17 protein-coding genes and 1 pseudogene are annotated in these 20,516 nt (G+C 40.5%); 3 read left to right on the top strand and 15 right to left on the bottom strand.

The features are described 5' to 3' along the window. Positions 1 to 2: 2 nt before the first annotated feature. Complete coding sequence (locus BM266_RS13940) at positions 3 to 668, top strand: response regulator transcription factor (protein ID WP_093410779.1); 666 nt, start codon at positions 3 to 5, stop codon at positions 666 to 668. 135 nt (positions 669 to 803) lie between these two features. Here the strand turns inward: BM266_RS13940 and BM266_RS13935 are convergent, their stop codons facing one another. The 14 genes from BM266_RS13935 to BM266_RS13870 form a co-directional block, all read right to left on the bottom strand. Then, positions 804 to 1,559, bottom strand: a complete 756-nt coding sequence (locus tag BM266_RS13935; protein WP_093410777.1) for a sulfite exporter TauE/SafE family protein — start codon at positions 1,557 to 1,559, stop codon at positions 804 to 806. A gap of 1 nt (position 1,560) precedes the next feature. Next, positions 1,561 to 2,727 (bottom strand): molybdopterin molybdotransferase MoeA, encoded by a 1,167-nt coding sequence (locus tag BM266_RS13930; RefSeq protein WP_093410775.1) that lies wholly within the window; start codon positions 2,725 to 2,727, stop codon positions 1,561 to 1,563. After that, entirely contained in the window at positions 2,727 to 3,719 is a 993-nt protein-coding gene (gene moaA, locus BM266_RS13925) for a GTP 3',8-cyclase MoaA (RefSeq protein ID WP_093410773.1), read from the bottom strand. Before moaA ends, BM266_RS13930 begins: the two co-directional genes overlap by 1 nt. Beyond that, positions 3,712 to 4,608: a bifunctional molybdenum cofactor biosynthesis protein MoaC/MoaB gene (gene moaCB, locus BM266_RS13920; RefSeq protein WP_093410772.1), complete on the bottom strand. Its 897-nt coding sequence runs from the start codon at positions 4,606 to 4,608 to the stop codon at positions 3,712 to 3,714. The genes moaA and moaCB overlap by 8 nt, the downstream gene beginning before the upstream one ends. After that, positions 4,609 to 5,052 (bottom strand): molybdenum cofactor biosynthesis protein MoaE, encoded by a 444-nt coding sequence (locus BM266_RS13915; protein ID WP_093410770.1) that lies wholly within the window; start codon positions 5,050 to 5,052, stop codon positions 4,609 to 4,611. After that, positions 5,045 to 6,055 (bottom strand): HesA/MoeB/ThiF family protein, encoded by a 1,011-nt coding sequence (locus BM266_RS13910; protein ID WP_093410769.1) that lies wholly within the window; start codon positions 6,053 to 6,055, stop codon positions 5,045 to 5,047. Before BM266_RS13910 ends, BM266_RS13915 begins: the two co-directional genes overlap by 8 nt. Continuing rightward, positions 6,055 to 6,291: a MoaD/ThiS family protein gene (locus BM266_RS13905; protein ID WP_093410767.1), complete on the bottom strand. Its 237-nt coding sequence runs from the start codon at positions 6,289 to 6,291 to the stop codon at positions 6,055 to 6,057. Before BM266_RS13905 ends, BM266_RS13910 begins: the two co-directional genes overlap by 1 nt. A gap of 93 nt (positions 6,292 to 6,384) precedes the next feature. Then, positions 6,385 to 6,993 (bottom strand): nucleotidyltransferase family protein, encoded by a 609-nt coding sequence (locus BM266_RS13900; RefSeq protein WP_093410765.1) that lies wholly within the window; start codon positions 6,991 to 6,993, stop codon positions 6,385 to 6,387. Beyond that, positions 6,990 to 8,144 carry an XdhC family protein gene (locus BM266_RS13895; RefSeq protein ID WP_093410763.1) on the bottom strand — a complete coding sequence of 385 codons (1,155 nt, stop codon included), beginning with the start codon at positions 8,142 to 8,144 and terminating at the stop codon, positions 6,990 to 6,992. Before BM266_RS13895 ends, BM266_RS13900 begins: the two co-directional genes overlap by 4 nt. Beyond that, a complete protein-coding gene (locus tag BM266_RS13890; RefSeq protein WP_093410761.1) occupies positions 8,141 to 9,295 on the bottom strand; it encodes a cysteine desulfurase family protein in 1,155 nt (384 codons plus the stop codon). Before BM266_RS13890 ends, BM266_RS13895 begins: the two co-directional genes overlap by 4 nt. 69 nt (positions 9,296 to 9,364) lie before the next feature. After that, entirely contained in the window at positions 9,365 to 9,703 is a 339-nt protein-coding gene (locus tag BM266_RS13885; protein ID WP_093410759.1) for a winged helix-turn-helix domain-containing protein, read from the bottom strand. A 113-nt stretch (positions 9,704 to 9,816) separates the two neighbouring features. After that, positions 9,817 to 12,093: a xanthine dehydrogenase family protein molybdopterin-binding subunit gene (locus BM266_RS13880; protein ID WP_093410757.1), complete on the bottom strand. Its 2,277-nt coding sequence runs from the start codon at positions 12,091 to 12,093 to the stop codon at positions 9,817 to 9,819. Between the two features lie 15 nt (positions 12,094 to 12,108). Continuing rightward, complete coding sequence (locus BM266_RS13875) at positions 12,109 to 12,573, bottom strand: (2Fe-2S)-binding protein (RefSeq protein ID WP_093410755.1); 465 nt, start codon at positions 12,571 to 12,573, stop codon at positions 12,109 to 12,111. Between the two features lie 361 nt (positions 12,574 to 12,934). Further along, the gene (locus tag BM266_RS13870; RefSeq protein ID WP_093410753.1) at positions 12,935 to 17,425 is read right to left on the bottom strand and encodes an AAA family ATPase; all 4,491 of its coding nucleotides are present in this window, start codon (positions 17,423 to 17,425) and stop codon (positions 12,935 to 12,937) included. Positions 17,426 to 17,617: 192 nt separating this feature from the next. Between BM266_RS13870 and BM266_RS16970 the strand changes: the two genes are divergently transcribed. Then, positions 17,618 to 17,788: a Lacal_2735 family protein gene (locus tag BM266_RS16970; RefSeq protein WP_139220655.1), complete on the top strand. Its 171-nt coding sequence runs from the start codon at positions 17,618 to 17,620 to the stop codon at positions 17,786 to 17,788. 171 nt (positions 17,789 to 17,959) lie between these two features. Here the strand turns inward: BM266_RS16970 and BM266_RS13865 are convergent. Beyond that, a pseudogene (locus BM266_RS13865) lies at positions 17,960 to 18,456 on the bottom strand (glycosyltransferase family 2 protein); the annotation flags it as partial. Between the two features lie 111 nt (positions 18,457 to 18,567). On the opposite strand from BM266_RS13865, the gene BM266_RS13860 reads away from it, so the two are divergent. Further along, entirely contained in the window at positions 18,568 to 20,445 is a 1,878-nt protein-coding gene (locus tag BM266_RS13860) for a S9 family peptidase (protein WP_093410751.1), read from the top strand. Positions 20,446 to 20,516 lie beyond the last annotated feature (71 nt).

Raw genomic sequence — 20,516 nt, 5'->3', positions numbered from 1 at the left:
TTATGTTTAAAAAGGTACTCGTGGCGGAAGATATGGACAGTATTAATCAGGCTGTTACGATACTTTTAGAAGATATCGGAATCGTTGATATAACTCATTCACAATATTGCGACCAGGCTTGGCTTTTGGCTAAAAAAGCAATTCTTGATAATTATCCCTTTGATTTGCTTATATGTGATCTTTCCTTTAAACAGGATTTTCGAGATGAAAAGATAAATTCAGGACAGGAACTTATTTCTAAACTGAAAACTGAAAATCCAAACCTGAAGGTTATTGTAAATTCTATTGAAGACCACCCACAAGTCGTTCGAAACCTATGGGATTCCGGAAACATAGACGCTTATGTGTGTAAGGATCGTCACGGACTTAAATATCTAAAGCAGGCGATTCTCAATTTAAATGAGGGTTTAACATACAACTCCCCTTCCATTGAAAAAGCTCTAAAACAAAAGAACCTCCTTAGTCTTAATCAGTTTGAAATTAGTATTGTTGAATATCTTTCCAACGGATATACCCAAAATGAAATAGAAAAAGAATTAAAGAAGAGAAATATCAAGCCCAGCAGTAGAAGCGCAATAGAAAAGCGGTTAAAAGAATTACGTGAAGAATTTAATGCAGACACCAATCCTCATCTTATTGGAATTATGAAAGACCTTAAGTTGATATAGAAAAATCTTACAGTTCAATACCCAGACGACACGTTTGCTGGGCAGTGAAAAATCAATTTCTATATGGGAAAATAAGCGATGAATCAATTTCAAATAATTCTATTTGGTTCTTTTTGCAAAAATTAATTTCAGTTTCTAAATATTTATATCAAACCCATATGCAAGAATTAACTTTAACCCCACATAAAAGACAAGGAGAGCGGTCAATACTCCCAGAAATTTGAGATTAAATTTTTTATTAGTTAGATAAGAGCCTAGGCTACCTCCCAGAAATACCGCAATAAGTAGCTTTAATAAAAAGTCAAAATTGATTTGGAAGGTTCCCGAGACATGTAACCCAATAACTCCCGCCACAGAATTCACCATAATAAATACTGAAGCTAAAGAGGCGACTATTCTTGGATTTCGCCATTGCATTAAATTAAGTATTGGCGATAAAAAAATTCCACCTCCAATTCCGGAGACACCGGATAATAATCCAATAGTTCCCCCAAGAAATAGTTTCTTATTCTTAGAGAACTTTTTGGATTCTAACTGTTCCTTAAAATATTTCAGCAGTAAAAAAAATCCCGCTAATACTAAAGAAGAGCCTAGCACTAGAAAGAAAAGCTTTTGTGATAACATCAACTGAGTGCCTAAATAGGCCATAGGAATGCTTGTAACCAGAAATGGCCAAAACAGTCTTAAACTAATAACTCTATTTCTAAGAAAGCCTAATATACCTATGCTTACAACACAAATATTTAGAATTAATGCTGTTGATCGGATTTCATAAAATTCGGTAAGAAAAAGACTCAGGATAGCCAGGTAGCTGGATCCACCGCCAAATCCGACCGAACTATAAAATAATGCGATAAAGAAAAAAATGAACGGTAGATATTCAATAGGCATATCAGGAAATTAAGAAGCATTGAACTAATTCCCCTTTTTTAGCTGAACTCTCCCCATCCAGAAATACCAAAGCGTTCCCAAGGGCCATTGACTGAATCATAGAAGATCCCTGTCCGTCCAATATTTCTACTTTTCCGTTGTTGACTTTTGCTTTTAAAAATGAAGGACGATCAGATTTATTCTCGTAGTTATGAGAAATAGGAAAAGTGTATTGCGCCAATCCTGACTTTTCTGAACCGCTTAACTTATAAAGTAATGGCAATACATAGATATAAAAACAACTTAATGAAGATGCCGGATTGCCGGGTAAAGCAAACACAAACTTATCTCCCTTTCTCCCAAAATAAAGAGGTTTCCCGGGTTTCTGAAAAACCTTATAAAATTGCTCTTCAACGCCGTTTTCCTCCAATGCCTGTTTTACAAAATCATAATCTCCCACTGAAATTCCACCGGAAAGAACCAGAACCTCTGCAGTTTCAAGGGAGTTTTTTATTCCGGTTTTAATAGCCTCAAAATCATCTTCGATCTGTTTTTTATCCTCACAGATAAATCCATAATTTTCACAGGCTGCAACTAAGGCATAGCTGTTGGATTCGTAGATATGCCCTTCTGGTCTTGGATTTCCGGGTTTCACCAATTCGTTTCCCGTGGTAATCAAATTGATGACAGGTTTCTTAAAAACCTCCACCTTATCATTTCCCAGACTGCCTATCATCCCTATTCCGGCAGGCGTGATGGTGTATCCCTTTTCAAAAACAACCTGACCCTTCTTTAACTCCTCTCCCTTTTGCCTGATACTCTGCCCCTTCTTCGGCTCCTGTTCAAGAAAAAGCTTCTTTCCGCTTGCTCTGGCCTTTTCCTGCATCATTACTGCAGTAGTGTTTTCCGGAATTTTTGCACCGGTAAAGATCCGCGCTGCTTCTCCTTCTTTTAATGTAAGTTGTCTCTCTTCACCGGCTGCGACTTCCCCTATAATTTGATATTCTTTTGAAATTCCGCATAGCGCATAACCATCCATAGCCGAATTATCAAAAGAGGGCATATCAAATGATGAAATGATATCTTCTGAAAGGGAAAAACCAAGGCATTCTCTTAAACTCCTGTTTTCAGTTGTCAGGGTAACCTGCTGATCTTTGATAATCTTTAATGCTTCTTCAATTGTTAACATTAGCCTCCTATTGAAATCATTGACCTGTTTTTCTCATAATGATCGGCATCCATTTTTACATCCATACCATCACGGGAATATTTCTTGGTCTTAATAGCATTGATAATGATATCATCCATTTGCTCCCCATTTCTTAGTGGAGTTAATAAATCAGTTTCAGAATTTGCAAAAAGGCAGTTCAACATTTTCCCATCGGCAGTTACCCGAATCCGGTTACATTCATCGCAGAAAGGACTGGTAATGGTGCTTACAATCGCAAAACTTCCAACGTGCCCGTCGACTTTAAAATTTGAAGAGGTACTATGCGGCGGATTTTTCAGTTCGTCGATATTTCCAAATCGTTTGGAAATCAAATCCAGGATCTCCTGTTTTCCAACTCCCTTGCTCCAATCCCATTTATTGCCTTTAAAGGGCATAAATTCGATGAACTTAATAGTTAAATTCTTGTGTTTTGTCAGTTCTATAAAATCGTTGATCTCATTATCATTCACCCCTTTGATCAAGACAATATTGAGTTTGACTTCCATATCCATCTCCAAAGCCTTTTCCAGGTTCTTCATAATGCGCTCAAAATAATCCCGCTTCGTGATGAATACAGATTTAGCCTTGTCCAGGGTATCCAGACTAAGATTTATCTTTCGAAGTCCTATTTTTTGAAAAAGATCCAGGTATTTATCAAGCATGATCCCGTTGGTCGTGATCTTTAAAGTGACGCCCAGTTTTGCCAGTTCTTCTACCAGATACCCAAAATTCTTTCGCACCAGGGGTTCCCCACCGGTTAGGCGAATAGTGTCTACCCCCAAATCCCGAAATTTCCCGGCCAGAGCTATGATTTCCTCCAGGCTCATAATATTCGGTTTCTCAATTAGTTCGATTCCCTCCTCTGGCATGCAGTAGAAACATCTAAGGTTGCACCTGTCAGTCAGGGAAATTCTGAGATAGGTATGCGCTCTTCCAAAATTGTCTACGATCTTTTTGTTCTCTTCAATCATGTCTTTTTCCTGTTATCACTTTAAATACATGCAGCACATGCGGAAATATAGCATCCATGCATTCTGCCGCTCCCTTGGTCGATCCCGGCAAGGCCAGGACAAGCTTTCCGTCTTTTATACCTGCTATAGATCTCGATAGCATCGCGTAGGGCATACGTTGCTGGCCGTAGCTTCGCATTTGTTCCTCTACGCCCTTTAGCTTAAGATCCAGCAGAGGTTCTATGGTTTCCGGGGTGACATCGCGCGGACCTACTCCGGTTCCTCCTGTATAAATAATCAGGTCTGAATCTGCATTATTTAAAGCCGATCTAATCTCTTCGGCTTCATCCGGGATGATAATCTTTTCGGCTTTAATCCCCAGCGCTTCCAGTTTTAAAACAATCATTTTACCGGCTTTATCTTCTCCCATTCCTTTTGAAATAGTGTCTGAACAAACCACCACCTGTGCGCTAAGTCCTTCAGCATCAACCTTAAACGAAGATTTTCCACCTTTCTTATTCTGAAGCCTGATCGAACCGATTTCTATATTCTTATCGATGGGTTTCAGCATATCGTACATCGTAAGCGCCACAATACTCGCCCCGTGCATCGCTTCCACCTCTACCCCGGTTTTATAGATAGTTTTAACGCAAACCGAAATTTTAATCTCCAGGCCGTCAATCTCATATTCGATCCCGGTATATTCAATAGGAAGCGGATGACAATCGGGTAACAATTCGGGGGTTTTTTTCACTCCCAGAAAACCCGCTGCCTTTGCCATTTCAAAAACATTGCCTTTAGGTACTTTGTTTTCTTTTATACGCTGAATCGTTTCTTCACTGGAAGTTCTAACCACAGCTACAGCGGTAGCTTCCCTAAGTGTCGTTATTTTATGGGTAATATCAACCATCTATTTATTAACTTTCCATTGATGAGTTTCATCTTCGAAAATCTCTTTCCCGAAAATGGGCACTTTAGCCTTTATTTCTTCCACAAAATAAGTGCAGGCGTCAATCGCAATTTTTCTGTGTGCTGAAGAGGTGAAAACAAAAAGACATAATTCTCCTGTTTTCACCTTACCCAAACTATGGTAAATATGGGCGCAGGTAATGTCGAATTTTGAAAATGCCGCCTCCCTGATCTCGTGAAATACTTTTTCGGCCATTTCTTCATAGGCTGAATATTCTATAGCACCTACTGCTTTTCCATTCACCTCATCTGCCCGGATCTGCCCCAGGAAAATGCTATGAGCACCAATATTGGTTTTCGACTGATGGTTCGCAATAGATTGCGCGATCTTTTCCGGCGGAATGGCGCCCTGAACGAATACTTTTTTTGGTTTTTTCTTATCCATTGATTATTTTTTCGATTCCTCCTTCTACATTTTTGAGATTCCGAAACCCGAAATCTTCCTGAAGTATTTCAATAGCCTCCTGACTTCGCTCTCCAGACTGGCAAAAGACAAGCACTTCTTCCATATCGGGAATATCTTTTAAACGATCCTTTAATTTTTCTAACGGAATATGGATCACCTTTTCTGAATTCACTTTTGGCTGTTCAAAGTCTTCCCGAACATCCAGATATGTTTTTCCGGTATCTTTTAATTCGCAAACTATCCGGAAGGGAATTATTCCCTCATTTTTAATTTTCCGGATCTCTTCCGGTCTTTTCTGAATATTCAATACCTGTTCAGTACCGTAAAGAATATTCATCAGCTTCAATTTTCCTGAAAGCACAGTACCGGCATCAAGGATTATTTTCAGCGCTTCCGCTGCCTGAAGCATTCCAAAAATTCCGGGGGTCACTCCTAAAACGCCGGTAGCTTCACAACTCACATTTTGCTTGGTCGTCTTCGGGAAAAGACAGCGATAGGAAGGGCCGTTTTGGTAATTGAATACCGAAAGCTGCCCTTCATTCTTATAAATTGAAGCATAAATCCAGGCCTTTCCTGTCAAAATGCAGGCATCGTTGATGAGATATTTCGTTTCAAAATTATCGGTTCCATCGATGATTAAATCATACTGATTAAAAAGCTTTTCAGCATTTTCTATAGTTAAAGCCTCTTCAATAGCAACCAGTTCAATTTCCCCGTTCAAACGCTGCAGTTTTTCCTTGGCAACCAAAGCTTTTGATTTTCCAACGTCAAATTCATCATACAAAACCTGCCGATGCAGATTGGTAATGGAAACCTTATCATGATCTATTAACCCGATTTTACCTACCCCCGCCCCTGCGAGATATTGGGCTGCAGGACAGCCAAGACCTCCAACGCCCACGATTAACACGCTGGCATTCCGCAGCTTTTCCTGTCCGGAAGAACCCACCTCATCCAATTTTATTTGTCGGTTATAGCGCATTATCCTCCTGCGAAGGGCGGCAAAAATGCCACCTCATCGCCTTCTTTTAATTCTACCTCAGTATTTAAATTTTGATTTACCGCCAGCTGTACAGATTCCTCCTCCGGGATTTGGTAAGTTTTGATCTGCCTGCCTTTTAATTCCGCGGCCGACATTCCCTTATCCACCTCCAGGATTTCCTCTTTTTTGCCTGAGGTTTCAGCAAGTATTCCAAAATATTTTATGGTTATTTTCATGTATTCAAATTTTTGGCAAAACCTTAGAGTTCAGCACGGACTTTTAATCATCGCACCGCATTCCCCTTTTTAGTGTCCAGCATCATGCTGGTTTCATTCTTTTTCCATCTGTTTTAGCAATTCCACATCTGCAGTGGTATCCACATCAAAATTTCCATTTTCAAACTTTACTGTTCCAAATTGAAAATCCTTATTATATATCAGTTTTTTAGCCCCCTGATCTCCTTTCAGCTTTTTTAGATCTGAAAAAATCTCCCTGGAAAAAATGGCAGGAACCCCAGGCTCACCGGCATATTCTGAAAATGTCCCCTGCTGCTTGCTCTTTAGCTGAACTTCTATTAACTCCTCAATCTTATCCTTTGTAACCAAAGGCTGATCTGAAAGCAGAATAAGTATTTGTTCCAGTTCTTTTTCAATTTTTAAAGCTTCTGAAATTCCTTTCCTGATGCTCGTGGACATTCCTTCTTCCCAGTTTTCATTGATCACCACTTCAAAATTCCTGGGATCGATTTTCTTATTGATCTCATCTTCCTTTGCTCCTAAAACAAGGATTTTGGGATCAAGTTTCAAAGATTCCACCACATCAATACAATGCTGAAGCAGGGAAATTCCCTTAAATTCCACCAGCTGTTTCGGATATCCAAGTCGGCTGGAAGATCCGGCAGCCAGGATGATAACTCCTATTTTCGCATTATCCTTCAAATCTGAATTTTCTTAAATTGATTCTCCTTTTTCTCATGAATAGGAGTGGATTTCTCCCTTAAGGACCGGGCATTTTTGCCTGTTAACACCGATTGAATCTCAGCTAAAATTGAAAGCCCTATCTCTGCCGGAGTCTCTGCACCAATTTCCAGTCCCACCGGGGCATATATATTATTTACACCCTCCTTTTTCAGATCAAATCCTTCCTCCTCTAATTCACCCAACATCCTCTGGTATTTTTTCAACGGACCAAGAATTCCGATATAGGGAATCATTTTCTCTGCTAAAAGCAACTTCAATACCGCCAGGTCATAATTATAATTATGGCTCATCAGTACAAAACAGCTGCGATGGTCAATTTCAATATTTTCAAGGGTTTGTTCCGGTTTTGATACGATGATCTGGCAGGAGGAGGTAAAACGCTCTTTATTAGCATGCGTAGGCCGACCATCGGTTACCACCACATCCCAACCCAGCAAATCGGCCTGTTGCGCCAGGATCTGAGCGTCATTCCCGGCGCCAACTATAATCAGTTTTACCGGTGGCTGATAATTCTGAATAAAAATATGCTGCGTTTCCTCATCGATTAAATATTCAGCAAAATGAGATTTATTATTTTTCAAAGTGAGATGGGCCTGTTCCAGAATATTCTTGAATAGTTCCTCTTCCGGCTTACTTCCAAAAACTTCTGAATTTTCAGAAATCACCAATTTTGTTCCCGGCTGCTCTTTTGATTTATTCAGGTTAAACTGTACTACGATTGCCGACGGATTTTTCTGATCAATTAGCTTTTTCAGCAGCTCACAGGGATTTAGCTCATCCTCATAATCCAGGGGTTCAAATAGAACCTGAATAATTCCGTTACAACCTAATTGTGCGCCAATTATAGCATCGTCCTCATCGCTGGTGTCATAGGTAACCAGTTTATTTTTTTGCTGATGCAGGGCATGAAGTGCTTTTCGAAGGGCATCACCCTCCAGACAGCCTCCGCTTATCGCCCCGGTAATATTACCAAATTCATCGATCAGCATTCTGGCTCCTGCCCTCCGATATGAGGAACCATCTACATGCACCACCGTGGCCAGAACGCCTTGAACATCCTGTTCCTTCAGAAGTTCATATTGCGATATGATGGCATCCAATTCTCTCATACCATTGCCCTCTTTAGCTGATTTACAGTTTTAGTTATCTCTTTTACCGCAAATTCGATATCCTCAATACTGGTATCCCTTCCTAAACTAATACGAAAAGACGACAGCGCCCGGTCATCGCTTAATCCCATTGCTTTTAAAACGTGGGAAGGTTTAACGGTATTTGAAGTACAGGCTGAACCACGTGAAATTGCCATACTGTTCAATTTTCTTAGCAGTAAGTTGCCATCAATATTTTCAAATGAAATATTGGTTGTATTTGGAAGTCGGTCACAAGCATCAGCATGAATTGTTGCCCCTTCGATATTTTTAAGATCGTTTTCCAGTTTATTTCTCAGTTTTAAAACTCTTGCTGACTCCTTCTCCATTTCAGCAAAAGCAATTTCAGCAGCCTTTCCAAAGCCCACGATTCCGGGTACATTTAATGTGCCCGGGCGTATTCCCTTTTCCTGTCCGCCCCCAAAAAAATATGGATCAACTCCAATCTTGTTTTTCTTATTGATATACAAAGCGCCCACACCTTTAGGCCCGTAAATCTTATGGGAAGAGAAGATTGCCAGGTCTAAATTCAGTTTTTTTAAATCTACCGGAATCTTGCCCACAGCCTGAGTAATATCACTCATAAGTTTCACATTTTTAGAATGAACTATCTTTTCAATATCCATCATTGGATGAATCAATCCGGTTTCATTATTTGCCAGCATAAGACAAACAAGAATTGTTTTGGAAGTAATAACCTGCTCTAATTCTTGGAGGTTGATAGTTCCTTCAGAATCCACGTTCAGATAGGTAACCTCAAAACCTTTACTTTCCAAAGCTTTCAAAGAATCCAGAATGGCTTTATGCTCGGTTTCACAGGTAATAATATGATTCCCTTTGTGTTTGTTTCTTTCGCAAAATCCAAAAAGGGCAAGATTTGCGGCTTCTGTAGCGCCGGAAGTGAAAGTGATTCCGGTGGGTTTACAATGTAGCAGTCCGCCAATTTGGTCCCGGGCGTATTCAACAGCTTCCCCGGCATCCCAACCAAATGCATGGTCACTGCTGGCATTTCCAAATTTTTCGGTAAAATAGGGCAACATGGCATCAACTACACTAAGGGCAACCGGAGTGGTTGCATTATAGTCGAGATATATTTTCCTTTTTACAGCCATTTTCGTTGTGTATTCGCGTATATATCGGTATTTATATTTTGGGGAAATCTAATTTCTTTTACTCTTAGCTTATTTTAAAACTTTAATTAAATCTTCCTGCTGCTGAAGGAGCTCACTGATTTTCTGTTGTAACTTCTCGTATTCCTGCATGGCTTTTATTGCATGTGGAGTGATTTCAGCCCCCCCACCATGTTGACCACCTTTTTTCAGAATAACCCAGGCCTCTTCAGAATTATTATTTAACCGCTGAACAAGATCCCAGGCTTTTTTATAGGACATATTCATTTGCCCGGCAGCTTTTGAAAGCGATCCTTCCTCCTGAATGCTTTTGACCAACTGATGAGGCCCGGGGCCATAAAATTTTTCACCTTCCTCCTCTACCCAACATTTAAATTTGATCTTTTTCAAATGTAGAATCTTATTGTTTTTTATTGGTCTTCCGAGCTATCGGTAGTAATTCGCATATCATCATTGGTGAATACATCGAGTTTCCGTTATGCTCATTCCTAAAAGCCATCTTGTTAGGTTTTCAAATCTCCACCTGCATTTCTCAATTGGGTTATGAAGGGTTGCTTATAAAATCTTTCCCCAGTTGCTTTGTAAAGTGCATTTGCCAAAGCCCCCTGAACCGGCGGAAATGGAGGCTCTCCAAGCCCGGTAGGATCTATACCGTTATCAACGAAATGTGCTTCAATTTTCTTTGGAGCTTCCTCATGACGAATAAGCCTGTAGGAATCGAAATTGTTTTGTTGGGTAGCCCCATCCTTAAATGTTATCTCGCTGTACAGCGCGTGCCCAATACCATCAATAGTTCCACCTTCTACCATATTTATGGCGGCATCAGGATTCACCACGATTCCGCAGTCTACCGCACAGGTAACTTTATCAATGACAGGGTCATTATTTTTTAAGCTAATATCCAGGACCTGCGCCACGTAGGAATTATGACAGTAATAGGCAGCAACTCCTCTATTTAAAGTGGAACTGTTGTTATCCCAGCCAGCTTTGTCTCTTACCATCTTTAAAACACCCGCATAACGGGCCGGATCGTAATCGTTTTCCTCTCCTACCGGATCATTTTCCGCACGTTTAAGCATATCAAGTCGGAACTGAATAGGGTCTTTTCCCATTTCTTCAGCGAGTTCATCTAAAAAGGACTGTTCTGCCCCGGCAATGAAATTAGACCTTGGTGCCCTGAAGGCTCCTATGGAAATATTCGATTCGATCGCCCAGCTCTCGGCAAGGTAATTATCGATTGCCCCCGCAGGAAAACGATTGGCAAAAAGAGGACTTTCAGAAATACCACCTGCATTCACATGAAATGCTGTAAGATTATTATTCCCATCCAGGGCCGCACGGTAGGTAACCTGATAAGCCGGGCGATAAACGCCGTTGGTCATATCATCCTCACGGGTATAAACAAGTTTTATTGGTGCTCCCATTTTTTGAGAAATAACGGCAGCTTCTACAAGGAAATGTCCGTAAAGCCGGCGGCCGAAACCACCTCCCATACGGGTCATTTGGATATCTATATCTTCAAGGTCCATTCCCAGGCGTTTGCTCACGCTCTTTTCAGCAAACTCGGGGGTTTGAATAGGCCCCAACAACTCTGCTTTACCATTGGTAACATTTGCAAAAAAGTTCATTGGCTCCATACAATTGTGCGCAAGAAACGGGCAGCTGTAGGAACGTTCAATAACACGAGCCGCATTTTTAAACGCAGATTCGGGATTCCCATCCCTTCTTACCATTTCTGATTTTTTAGGACCAACCTCAGCCATTAAAGAATAATGGACATCCGTGTTTTCAAGTCCGCCTGATCCCGAAAGACCAGCCGATTTTTCAAGAATTTCAATCTGTTTTGTCAATTCGGTATTAAGATCCCATTCTATCTTTAAAGCTTTTTTAGCCTGCATCACCTGCCAGGTAGAATCTCCCACCACTACTACTAATTTGGGAAAAGACGTTGTGTCACTCCATTCCTTTTCCATGTCCTCCGGATACGTATCTATTGTGAAAACATCTTTTATACCGGGCATTCCCTTTACTTCATCTGCGTCCATGGACTTCAATTCCATTCCAAAAGCCGGCGGTTGAACTATCATTGCGATAAGCATTCCATCAAGTTGAACATCGAGCCCGTATAAAGGCTGGCCTGTAACTATTTCTTTTGCATCTACATTTTTTCGCGAAGTGCCTATAATTTTAAATTTACTGTTCTCCTTAAGTACAACTTCTTCGGGAACTTCAATTTTTGCGGCTGCTTTGGCAATTTCACCATAACCTATAGACCTGTCGCTACCTGTATGATTAATAATTCCCTTGTCTGCAGAAAGTTCGGAAATCGGAACTTCCCATTGATTTGCAGCAGCTGTAAGTAACATTTGTCTCGCTGTGGCTCCTGCCATTCTTAACGGCTCCCAACCCTGACGGATAGACTGACTTCCTCCTGCCAGTTGTCTTGTAAAAACATCTGTATTTAAAGGTGCCTGTTCTACGATCACATTATTCCAATCCACATCCAGTTCTTCGGCTACGAGCATGGGCATGGAAGTCTTTACATTCTGACCTATCTCAGGGTTTGGAGAATAAATGGTCACAATACCGTTGTCTCCTATTTTTAAATATCCGGTAAGTTCAAACCATTCATCTGGCATTTCCAGGGCCATTTCTTCTGTACCTTCCTCTGCCGCACGCTTACAACCCAACCAACTGAAACCAATTATTAATCCACCGCTGGCAAGAGAAACATTCCTTATGAAAGATCTTCTGCCCATTCCTGTTTTTACTTTACTCATTTTTTCCGGATTTAATTAAACTAACTTGGAATCTGAAGCCGATTTAATCGCAGCTTTTATTCTGGTATATGTTCCGCAGCGGCAAATATTGCCGTTCATTCCATTTTCGATATCTTCATCGCTTGGACTGGGATTATTTTTCAGCAAGGCAGCAGCCGACATAATCTGGCCTGCCTGGCAATAACCGCACTGAGGCACATCGTGCTCAAGCCAGGCTTTCTGAACAGGATGATCTCCATTTTCGGAAAGACCTTCAATGGTTGTTATTTCGTTATCTGCCACCGCCGATATCGGGAGCTGGCAGGATCTAACCGCATTACCGTTAAGATGGACCGTGCAGGCTCCACATTGTGCCACTCCACACCCATATTTTGTTCCGGGTAAATTTAGATGGTCTCTTAAAACCCAAAGTAATGGAGTATTAGGATCTACCTCCAGCCTCCGTTTCTCTCCATTGATGGTAACATTAAATTCTGCCATGATAAAAGATTTTGCTTAAAAGTAAGTAAACATTTAAATTAAGTCAAAAAAAAAATAAAAAATAAAGATCATGTCCATCTTTTATCTTTTAATTCCTTAATATTTTTAAAGTTATAAATCGGGTTGAATTTACAAGCCATGAAAAAACGCGCTTATATAATTTTGATCTCCTGCAACCACTCCTGAACCCTGATATCGGCCTCCTTAGCTCTTTCCGATTTGATTGCCAGAAGAATTCCATCCCTTTCAAGTCCGCCTTTTAATTCCAACGAATTAATCCTGCTTAAAACAATTGAGGATTTTAATGTTCAAGAGTATTATCTGACTCCTAAATTTGAAGAGATAAACCGGGTCTAGGCCCTCAATCTAAAACTACCCCAACCCCTATTTTCCCCAACAAATACGGATTATGATCAATGATCAGAATATCATTGGCTTCACTGAGTTTTTTTAGTATTTCAAACAAGAGGTCAATATCAGCATAATGCAATCCGGTGCTGGGTTCATCTAAAATATAAAGTGCATTGGTAGTTTGCTCCTGCAGCCAGTTCAGTAACAATAATCGCTGCTTCTCCCCCGAAGAAAGGGATTGTACCGGCTGATCCAGGCGAAGATGTCCCAAGCCGATATTCTCCAGCAGATTTAAGAACTGAAGGGTTTTGGCAGGAACCTTAGTCTCCTCTAACCATTCCTTTAATTCCCTGAGATTCAAGGCGAGTACCTCAGCGATATTTTTTGACTTAACTGTATGTGCCAATATATGCGGCTGATAGCGCTGCCCTTTACAAACTTCGCATTTTTCAATCGCATTGGCGGCTACATCCAGGCTGGTTTCCAAATAGCCTTTGCCTTTGCAGTTTGGGCACTGACTGGTTTTTGTTTTATAAGAAAAGTCACGAGCCTTGGAACCTGTTACGCTTGCAAAGATCTTACTTATATCTTTCAGCAGGTCTAAATAAGACACGAGTAAGGTATTCCCATGTGATCGTAGTTTTTTAGACTCAAAATAATGCGCTCCTGTATACTTCTTTGGAAAAACTATGCTTTCACAATTGACCGGCTTGCCCGTTTGAATGCTCGGAATCAGGATTTCTTTCACCAGGGTGGTTTTCCCTATTCCCGATTTACCACTAATAGCCGTGATTCCTCCAACAGGCACTTCCAACCCATCTTTTACTAATGTATGTTTAGAGAGTTTTCGGATGGCAATAGGTTCTTTTGTTCCTTTTAATTCAATCGCTTTGGAAGCTTCTTTCAAAAAAGGATGACAATCGGCTTGTTTCAAATAATCCTGCGGACTCCCCTGATAAGTAATATAGCCTCCCAACTTACCTGCCTGAGGTCCGAGCTGAACCAACTGGTCAGCCGCCAGAATAATCTCCTTATTGTGCTCAATCACAATGACCGTATTGCCTTTCTCAATAAGTTCTTTTAGAATATTGATCAAGTCGGGAATATTGTCATTGGACAATCCTGCTGAAGGTTCATCCAATAGATATGTAATGCCTTTCAGCGGAGAGTTTAACTGTTTGATTAGTGCTACCCGTTGGTTTTCTCCGCCGGAAAGCGTGGTCGATTTTCGATTGAGTTGCAGATGATCAATATGCAATTGCTTTGCCCGCATAATGGTGTTGATCAAATGAGGTTCAATGTTGAAAATGAGTTTTTGATCTATCTCCTCTAGCTTATAATCAGCAGAAAGCCAGTTTTCCAAAGCTTTAAAATCCATCAACCTTATTTCATGAATGGATCTCCCTCTAATTTGAAAGGATAATCGTTCCGGTTTTAAGCCACTTCCCGAACAATGACTACATTCCTCGAGAGAGAAAAGTGCCTTGAGTTTCTCGATATTTTTATTTTTCCGGGTTTTATAATATTCTTCTTTTAAGTAATGGAAAAGCCCTTCCCATTTCATATTTACGGCTTGCGTGCCTTCATTTGTTTTGGTTTTGTATATCCAATTGGCTTTCCATACTTTATCACCGGCACCATTGAACAGAATGTCTTTTTGTTGCTCGGTCAGCTCCTTAAAAGGTGTTTGCAGGCTAAATCCATATGTTTTGCCTAGCTCCTTTACGATCGCCATGAACTGACTTCCCGGATGACCATAATAAGCCAGCGCTTTGTTGTGTTCAAACAATCCTCCAGCTATACTCTTTTCATCATCGAGCACTATTTTATCCAGATCAGGGAGCAATTCCTGACCCATACCATCGCAAATGGCACATTTTCCCAATTCGTGATTATTGGAAAAATGACTGGCTGATAATTCCTTTCCTTCATACTGCGCTTTTCGTGAGAAAGCAAAGCGTAAAATCTTATCTATTCCCGTTTGCTTGGCAATATCGGAGCGCTCCGTAAAGCTTTTTTCTTTACGTGTAACACAAATAGTCGGGCTAAGGCCTTCAATATGATCTACTTCAAATTGAAAATTCACTCCTACTCTGGACTGCTGATAAGTCGAAAATTGTTTGGTCATTTCCTGTAGTCCGTAGCCATGCAGGGTATCAATCACCAGGGAGGATTTACCCGAACCTGAAATTCCCGTGATCGCGGATAATTGATTTTTGGGTATTTCTAGATCCAGGTCTTTAAGATAATGCGTTCTAGCTCCTTTTATAGATATCTTATCCCTTCGTTGATCCGGTGCTTCTTTCAGATCCTGCGCTTCAGCTTTTATGGCATTATCCACCAGGGTATCGCAGGAGGATTGAAAAAGCGGTTGATTCTCAAAACAAATAATACCTGCCGTTTGATTTTTCAGCTGGTGCAAAGCTTTTAGCAACTGCCGCACATTCTTCTGGTGCAATCCAATACTGGGTTCTTCCAGCAATAAAAGGGTCTTTTTTGATTGTTTGGCAAAATGCTTAGTGAGTTTAATACGCTGCGCTTCACCCCCTGATAAGGTGTTGGAGGGCTGACCAAGTTTGATATACCCCAGGCCCAATTGCAACATCAAAGACAATATTTTTGTAATCTTCTTCTCCCCGGAAAAAAAATCATAAGCTTCGGCTATACTCAGATTATAGATTTCAGCAATATTTTTATTGTTCCAATGCACTTGCAATACTTCATCCTTAAAACGCTTACCATTACAGTTCGGACAAATCTGGTTGATAGTGCCCATCACATTCATGGAGAGAGTGATCACACCCGCCCCTTCACAGGCTTCACATCTTCCACTCTTATTATTAAAAGAAAAAGCTCCTTTAGCCAATTTCAGGGATTTCGCTTCCGGGGATTTAGCCAATAGGTCACGTATTTTGTCAGCCAGGCCGGTATAAGTAGCAGGATTGCTTCTGGGGGTTTTGCCAATGGGTTGATCGGATACCGCAAGCAGTTTTAAGTCCTCTTGTTCACAATATCCGGAAAGCTTTTGCAACATTTGAGGTGTTTTTCTACCCACTACAGTCAATTCCCCTAATTGAGGCTGAAATGAATCTGCTGTTTCTCGTTTAGGTTCTTTATCAGATTTGGAATCTGCTTTTTGTAATTCAGCTAAGGTGGGGCTCGATAGGCCTTCCGCATTTAAAAATTCCTGTATCGGACCGTTAAAAACTACTTCTCCTCCGTAAGCACCAGCAGCCGGGCCTAATTCCACTATCCAATCTGCAGATCCGATAAAATTTAAGTCGTGTTCTACCACCATGACCGTATTTCCACGGCTAATCAAGCGATTAAGAATATGGAGTAAATAGTTTTGGTAGTCTTCAGATAAACCGATGGAAGGCTCATCAAATACATAAAGAATACCTTGCAGGCTACTGTTTACCTGCTTGATCAATTTGATACGCTGTGCGTCACCGGAAGAAATTTCAGTACTTGGAGTGCTTAACCGGTATTCCTCCATTCCGAGTCTTATCAGGTCGAACAACTGAGTACAAATCTTATCAACCAATACTTGTTCCCCGGCTGTCACCTCCAAGCTTTTCAGGCTATCATATAAGTCGATTAAGGGAAGAGCCATCCATTCCCGAAAGTTCAGGCCCCTCCATTTATATTTCAGGTGTTCAGCTTTAATCCGTGCTCCCTTACAATCCGGACAGGTTTTGGAACTGGCAAACTTCAGGATATTCGGATTGCGATCGCGTTTTAGAATATCCTTCATAATGGGAAGCATGCCTTTATAAAAGCCTTCTTCCCGGGGTTTTGCCTTCAAGCCTTCCCATCTTAGCCGGGACTCCAAGGTATGTTTCCCATAAAAAACTTTGATGCGATCACTTCCATTTAAAACCACATCTTTTTGTTCATCCGTGAGTTCCTTCCAGGGAATATCTACACTAAAACCATGGGCCTGGCAGACTTTATTTAATTCATCAACGGTGATCTGGGAATAGACGATATAGCCATTAGGCAAGGTAGTGGTGATAGCCCCTTCTCTAAGGGTTTTGTTTTCATCTCCGACCAATTTATCCAGATCGATATATTCTGCCTGACCAATACCATGGCAGCGCTCACAAGCCCCTTTTGGGTGATTGAAAGAAAAGAGCGACTTGCTCATGGTCTCAGTGCCGGCATAACGGGCAAATAAAATTCTAAAGACAGCAGCAAGCTCTGACAAGGTACCGAAGGTGGTATTAATAGACTGGAAGCGTTTTGATTGCTCCACCTTGATCACCGGTAGTAAGGCTTCTATATCGTCCACTTCAGCAGTGGGGATCATCTGCGCATTTTGTTGGTTATAAGCAGGGAGACTCTCCAGAAAATAGCGATATCCTTCATTAGCAATAACGTCCATAGCCAGAGATGATTTCCCGGAACCCGATAAACCGGTCACCACAATCAATTGATTTTCAGGAATGCTTAAATCAATATTTTTGAGATTGTTTTGGTGGGCATTAATGATGTGCATAAAGGCTTGTTGTTTCTTTTAAGAAAAAATAAATATAGAAAGATTATAACAGCTTAAAGTTGGTTTTTCAGTAAAACAAAGCATAGCCTTCATCTCCCTTAAAATCAAGGCGAAGGGAATAAAACAATGGTTAATTAACGATAGTTCACCTGTTTAAAGTAGTATTTATGATATATTTATATAAAAAAGAAAATGTTCGGATTATTTAAGAAAAAATCGAAAGTTGAAAAACTGGAAGTGAAATACAAAAAACTACTGGAAGAAGCGCATAAACTATCTACCACTAATCGTAGTAAAAGTGATGACAAAATGTTTGAAGCAAATGAGGTCTTAAAGGAAATCGATCAGATTAAAAAGTCATAAATAGACACATAATAAAACCGGGGCCGGCTTGAAAATGAATTTATTTGGGAAATAGAAATTCAGTCTTCAGTTATAGGTCTGTGTGAACCTTTTATATTTTATAAAAAAAAGAACCAATCCCGGTTCCCTTCATCTAAACTTTTAATATCAATCTGGTTAGCCACGGGTAAGTCAACCCTTTTTACTTGCGGGGGTAATCGCGTAGGGAGTAATCCAGAATAAGCCAAAGGTGTAAACAATGTTATAGGAATACGCCCAGAAAGATTCAGATAAATTATATCTCTTCGCATAGAACAAGACCGGGAAGCCAGACCACAGAACCGGATCCATAGAGATAAAGAAAAGCATCAGGAGAATTGCAGCATAGCTCATCACCAGTTTTAATACCTGGTTAAAAAACAGAAGTCTCGATCCTGTTTTGGAGCTTTCCCTGAAATCTATGAATACATATTTCGCCATTGCAATATTCTCCCGAACATTATTTCTTCCCCACCTGACATCTTAGAGTCCTGTGTATTTTTCGGGTACGTTGGTATAGGCGAAGGCGTTTCTAGTAAAAGGACGTGATACCCCTGCTTCAGGATCATATTGGTCATTGCGCGATCCTCACCGATATCTGAAGCTTTCCCCATAAAGGTTTGGTTGATCCAATCATCAAGACAGCTAAAAAATCATTTGATGTTCAATTGTTTATAATTATATAATTATTTGGTATATTAGAATTCCCCTTCTTACCACCTACCTGAAATTAAGCTCAATTACTAATCAAAATCAGAATTATGAAATCTCTTTTTTTGCTCTTTATGCTGTTCGGATTTACGGCATTTTCACAAGATTCAACTTCCGTAGAGAATTATACCATCGAACAATTTTATGGTAATACCCGCGTGGGTGGAGGTGAATTTTCAAATGATGAAACAAAGCTCCTTATGAGCAGTGATGAATCGGGTATCTTTAATGTTTATGAGATCAATATTAAAGACGGCTCTAAAAAACAGATCACTAAATCTAAAGATGACTCCTTCTTTGCTGAAGACTATGTCCCCGGAACAGGTGAAATAATATATTCAGCAGATAAAGGCGGAAATGAAATAAGCCATTTATACCTTCTTAAAAAGAACGGAGAAGTTAAGGACCTAACCCCTGGGGAAAATGAAAAAGCCAATTTTGCGGGCTGGAGTGATGATAAAGAATCCATTTATTATTTTTCGAACAAGCGGGACCCTAAGTTCTTTGATATTTACAAAATGGACGTGGATACGTGGGAGCCCCAAATGCTTTATGAAAATGACGAAGGCTATCAATTAGAAGGTCTGTCGCACAACGAACAATTGATCGCGCTTTCTAAACCTATCACTACCAGCGAAAGCAAATTATTTATTTATGATCGGGAGAAGGATCAACTAAAGGAGATCTCTGAAGAAAAAGGAAGTTATTCGGCTTCAGGGTTTAGTAAAGATGATAAGAAGTTCTATTACATCACAGATGTGGGAAAGGAATTTTCTTATCTGGTAGAATATGACCTGGAAACCGGAGAAAGGTCCACGGTCTACGAAACTAATTGGGACGTCATGTACAGTTACCTCAGCGAAAATGACAAGTATCGTGTAATTGCCATTAATGAAGACGGAAAGAACCGCCTTATCGTAATAAATAATCAAACAGGAGAAACAGTAGATCTTCCGGCAGTACCCGATGGAGATATTAAAGCGGTAAATCTGTCCGACAGTGAAAACCTGATGAGACTCACCATTGGAACATCCAAAACCCCTAATAATCTATATGTCTATGATTTCAGAACCAATGAGATCAAAAAACTAACCAACACCCTGAATGAGGAGATCGACCCTGAAGATCTGGTTGCTTCTGAAGTTGTTCGGTATAAATCTTTTGACGGACTCGAGATTCCGGCTATTTACTACAAACCACAGCAGGCATCTGAAAGGAATAAAGTACCGGCCCTGGTATGGGTTCATGGCGGTCCGGGGGGGCAGTCCAGAATAGGATATTCTGCCCTCATTCAGTATTTGGTCAACCACGGGTATGCAGTTTTAGCAGTTAACAACCGGGGAAGCAGCGGGTACGGGAAATCATTTTATAAAATGGATGATAAAAAACACGGCGAGGAAGATCTTAAGGATGTGATCTGGGGTAAAAAATGGCTTCAGGAGCAGGATTATATTGATAAAAATAATATTGGCATCATAGGCGGCAGTTATGGCGGTTATATGACCATGGCAGCCATGACTTTTACTCCTGAAGAATTTGACGTCGGGGTCAACCTCTTTGGGGTGACAAACTGGTTGCGAACCCTTAAATCTATACCTCCTTACTGGGAATCTTTTAAAACAGCCCTGTACGAAGAAATGGGAGACCCTGCCACCAAAGATTCCATAGCACTTTACAACAAATCGCCGTTATTCCATGCAGACCAGGTAAAGAATCCGGTAATGGTCTTGCAGGGGGCGAATGATCCGCGGGTATTACAGGTAGAGTCTGATGAAATTGTAGCTGAATTGAAAAAGAACAATGTGCCGGTAGAATATGTGATTTTTGAAGATGAAGGCCATGGGTTTATCAAAAAGGAAAATGAGATCAAAGGCTACAAACAAATTCTGGAGTTTCTGAACAAATATCTCAAGGATGAAGAGATGTAACCGAATTTATCAAATCCGGGTATTAGCTAATTAACAGAAATATTCTTTGATGCTATATTACCTTGGAAATC

The organism is Salegentibacter flavus (assembly GCF_900115145.1).
Lineage (GTDB): Bacteria > Bacteroidota > Bacteroidia > Flavobacteriales > Flavobacteriaceae > Salegentibacter > Salegentibacter flavus.
This window is presented reverse-complemented; position numbering and strand designations above follow the sequence as displayed.

What these genes read in the sequence shown, in the direction of transcription:
- BM266_RS13940 (WP_093410779.1), top strand. Translation starts at nt 3, where the DNA reads ATGTTTAAAAAGGTACTCGTGGCGGAAGATATGGACAGTATTAATCAG.
- BM266_RS13935 (WP_093410777.1), bottom strand. Translation starts at nt 1,559, where the DNA reads ATGCCTATTGAATATCTACCGTTCATTTTTTTCTTTATCGCATTATTT.
- BM266_RS13930 (WP_093410775.1), bottom strand. Translation starts at nt 2,727, where the DNA reads ATGTTAACAATTGAAGAAGCATTAAAGATTATCAAAGATCAGCAGGTT.
- moaA (WP_093410773.1), bottom strand. Translation starts at nt 3,719, where the DNA reads ATGATTGAAGAGAACAAAAAGATCGTAGACAATTTTGGAAGAGCGCAT.
- moaCB (WP_093410772.1), bottom strand. Translation starts at nt 4,608, where the DNA reads ATGGTTGATATTACCCATAAAATAACGACACTTAGGGAAGCTACCGCT.
- BM266_RS13915 (WP_093410770.1), bottom strand. Translation starts at nt 5,052, where the DNA reads ATGGATAAGAAAAAACCAAAAAAAGTATTCGTTCAGGGCGCCATTCCG.
- BM266_RS13910 (WP_093410769.1), bottom strand. Translation starts at nt 6,055, where the DNA reads ATGCGCTATAACCGACAAATAAAATTGGATGAGGTGGGTTCTTCCGGA.
- BM266_RS13905 (WP_093410767.1), bottom strand. Translation starts at nt 6,291, where the DNA reads ATGAAAATAACCATAAAATATTTTGGAATACTTGCTGAAACCTCAGGC.
- BM266_RS13895 (WP_093410763.1), bottom strand. Translation starts at nt 8,144, where the DNA reads ATGAGAGAATTGGATGCCATCATATCGCAATATGAACTTCTGAAGGAA.
- BM266_RS13890 (WP_093410761.1), bottom strand. Translation starts at nt 9,295, where the DNA reads ATGGCTGTAAAAAGGAAAATATATCTCGACTATAATGCAACCACTCCG.
- BM266_RS13880 (WP_093410757.1), bottom strand. Translation starts at nt 12,093, where the DNA reads ATGAGTAAAGTAAAAACAGGAATGGGCAGAAGATCTTTCATAAGGAAT.
- BM266_RS13875 (WP_093410755.1), bottom strand. Translation starts at nt 12,573, where the DNA reads ATGGCAGAATTTAATGTTACCATCAATGGAGAGAAACGGAGGCTGGAG.
- BM266_RS13870 (WP_093410753.1), bottom strand. Translation starts at nt 17,425, where the DNA reads ATGCACATCATTAATGCCCACCAAAACAATCTCAAAAATATTGATTTA.
- BM266_RS16970 (WP_139220655.1), top strand. Translation starts at nt 17,618, where the DNA reads ATGTTCGGATTATTTAAGAAAAAATCGAAAGTTGAAAAACTGGAAGTG.
- BM266_RS13860 (WP_093410751.1), top strand. Translation starts at nt 18,568, where the DNA reads ATGAAATCTCTTTTTTTGCTCTTTATGCTGTTCGGATTTACGGCATTT.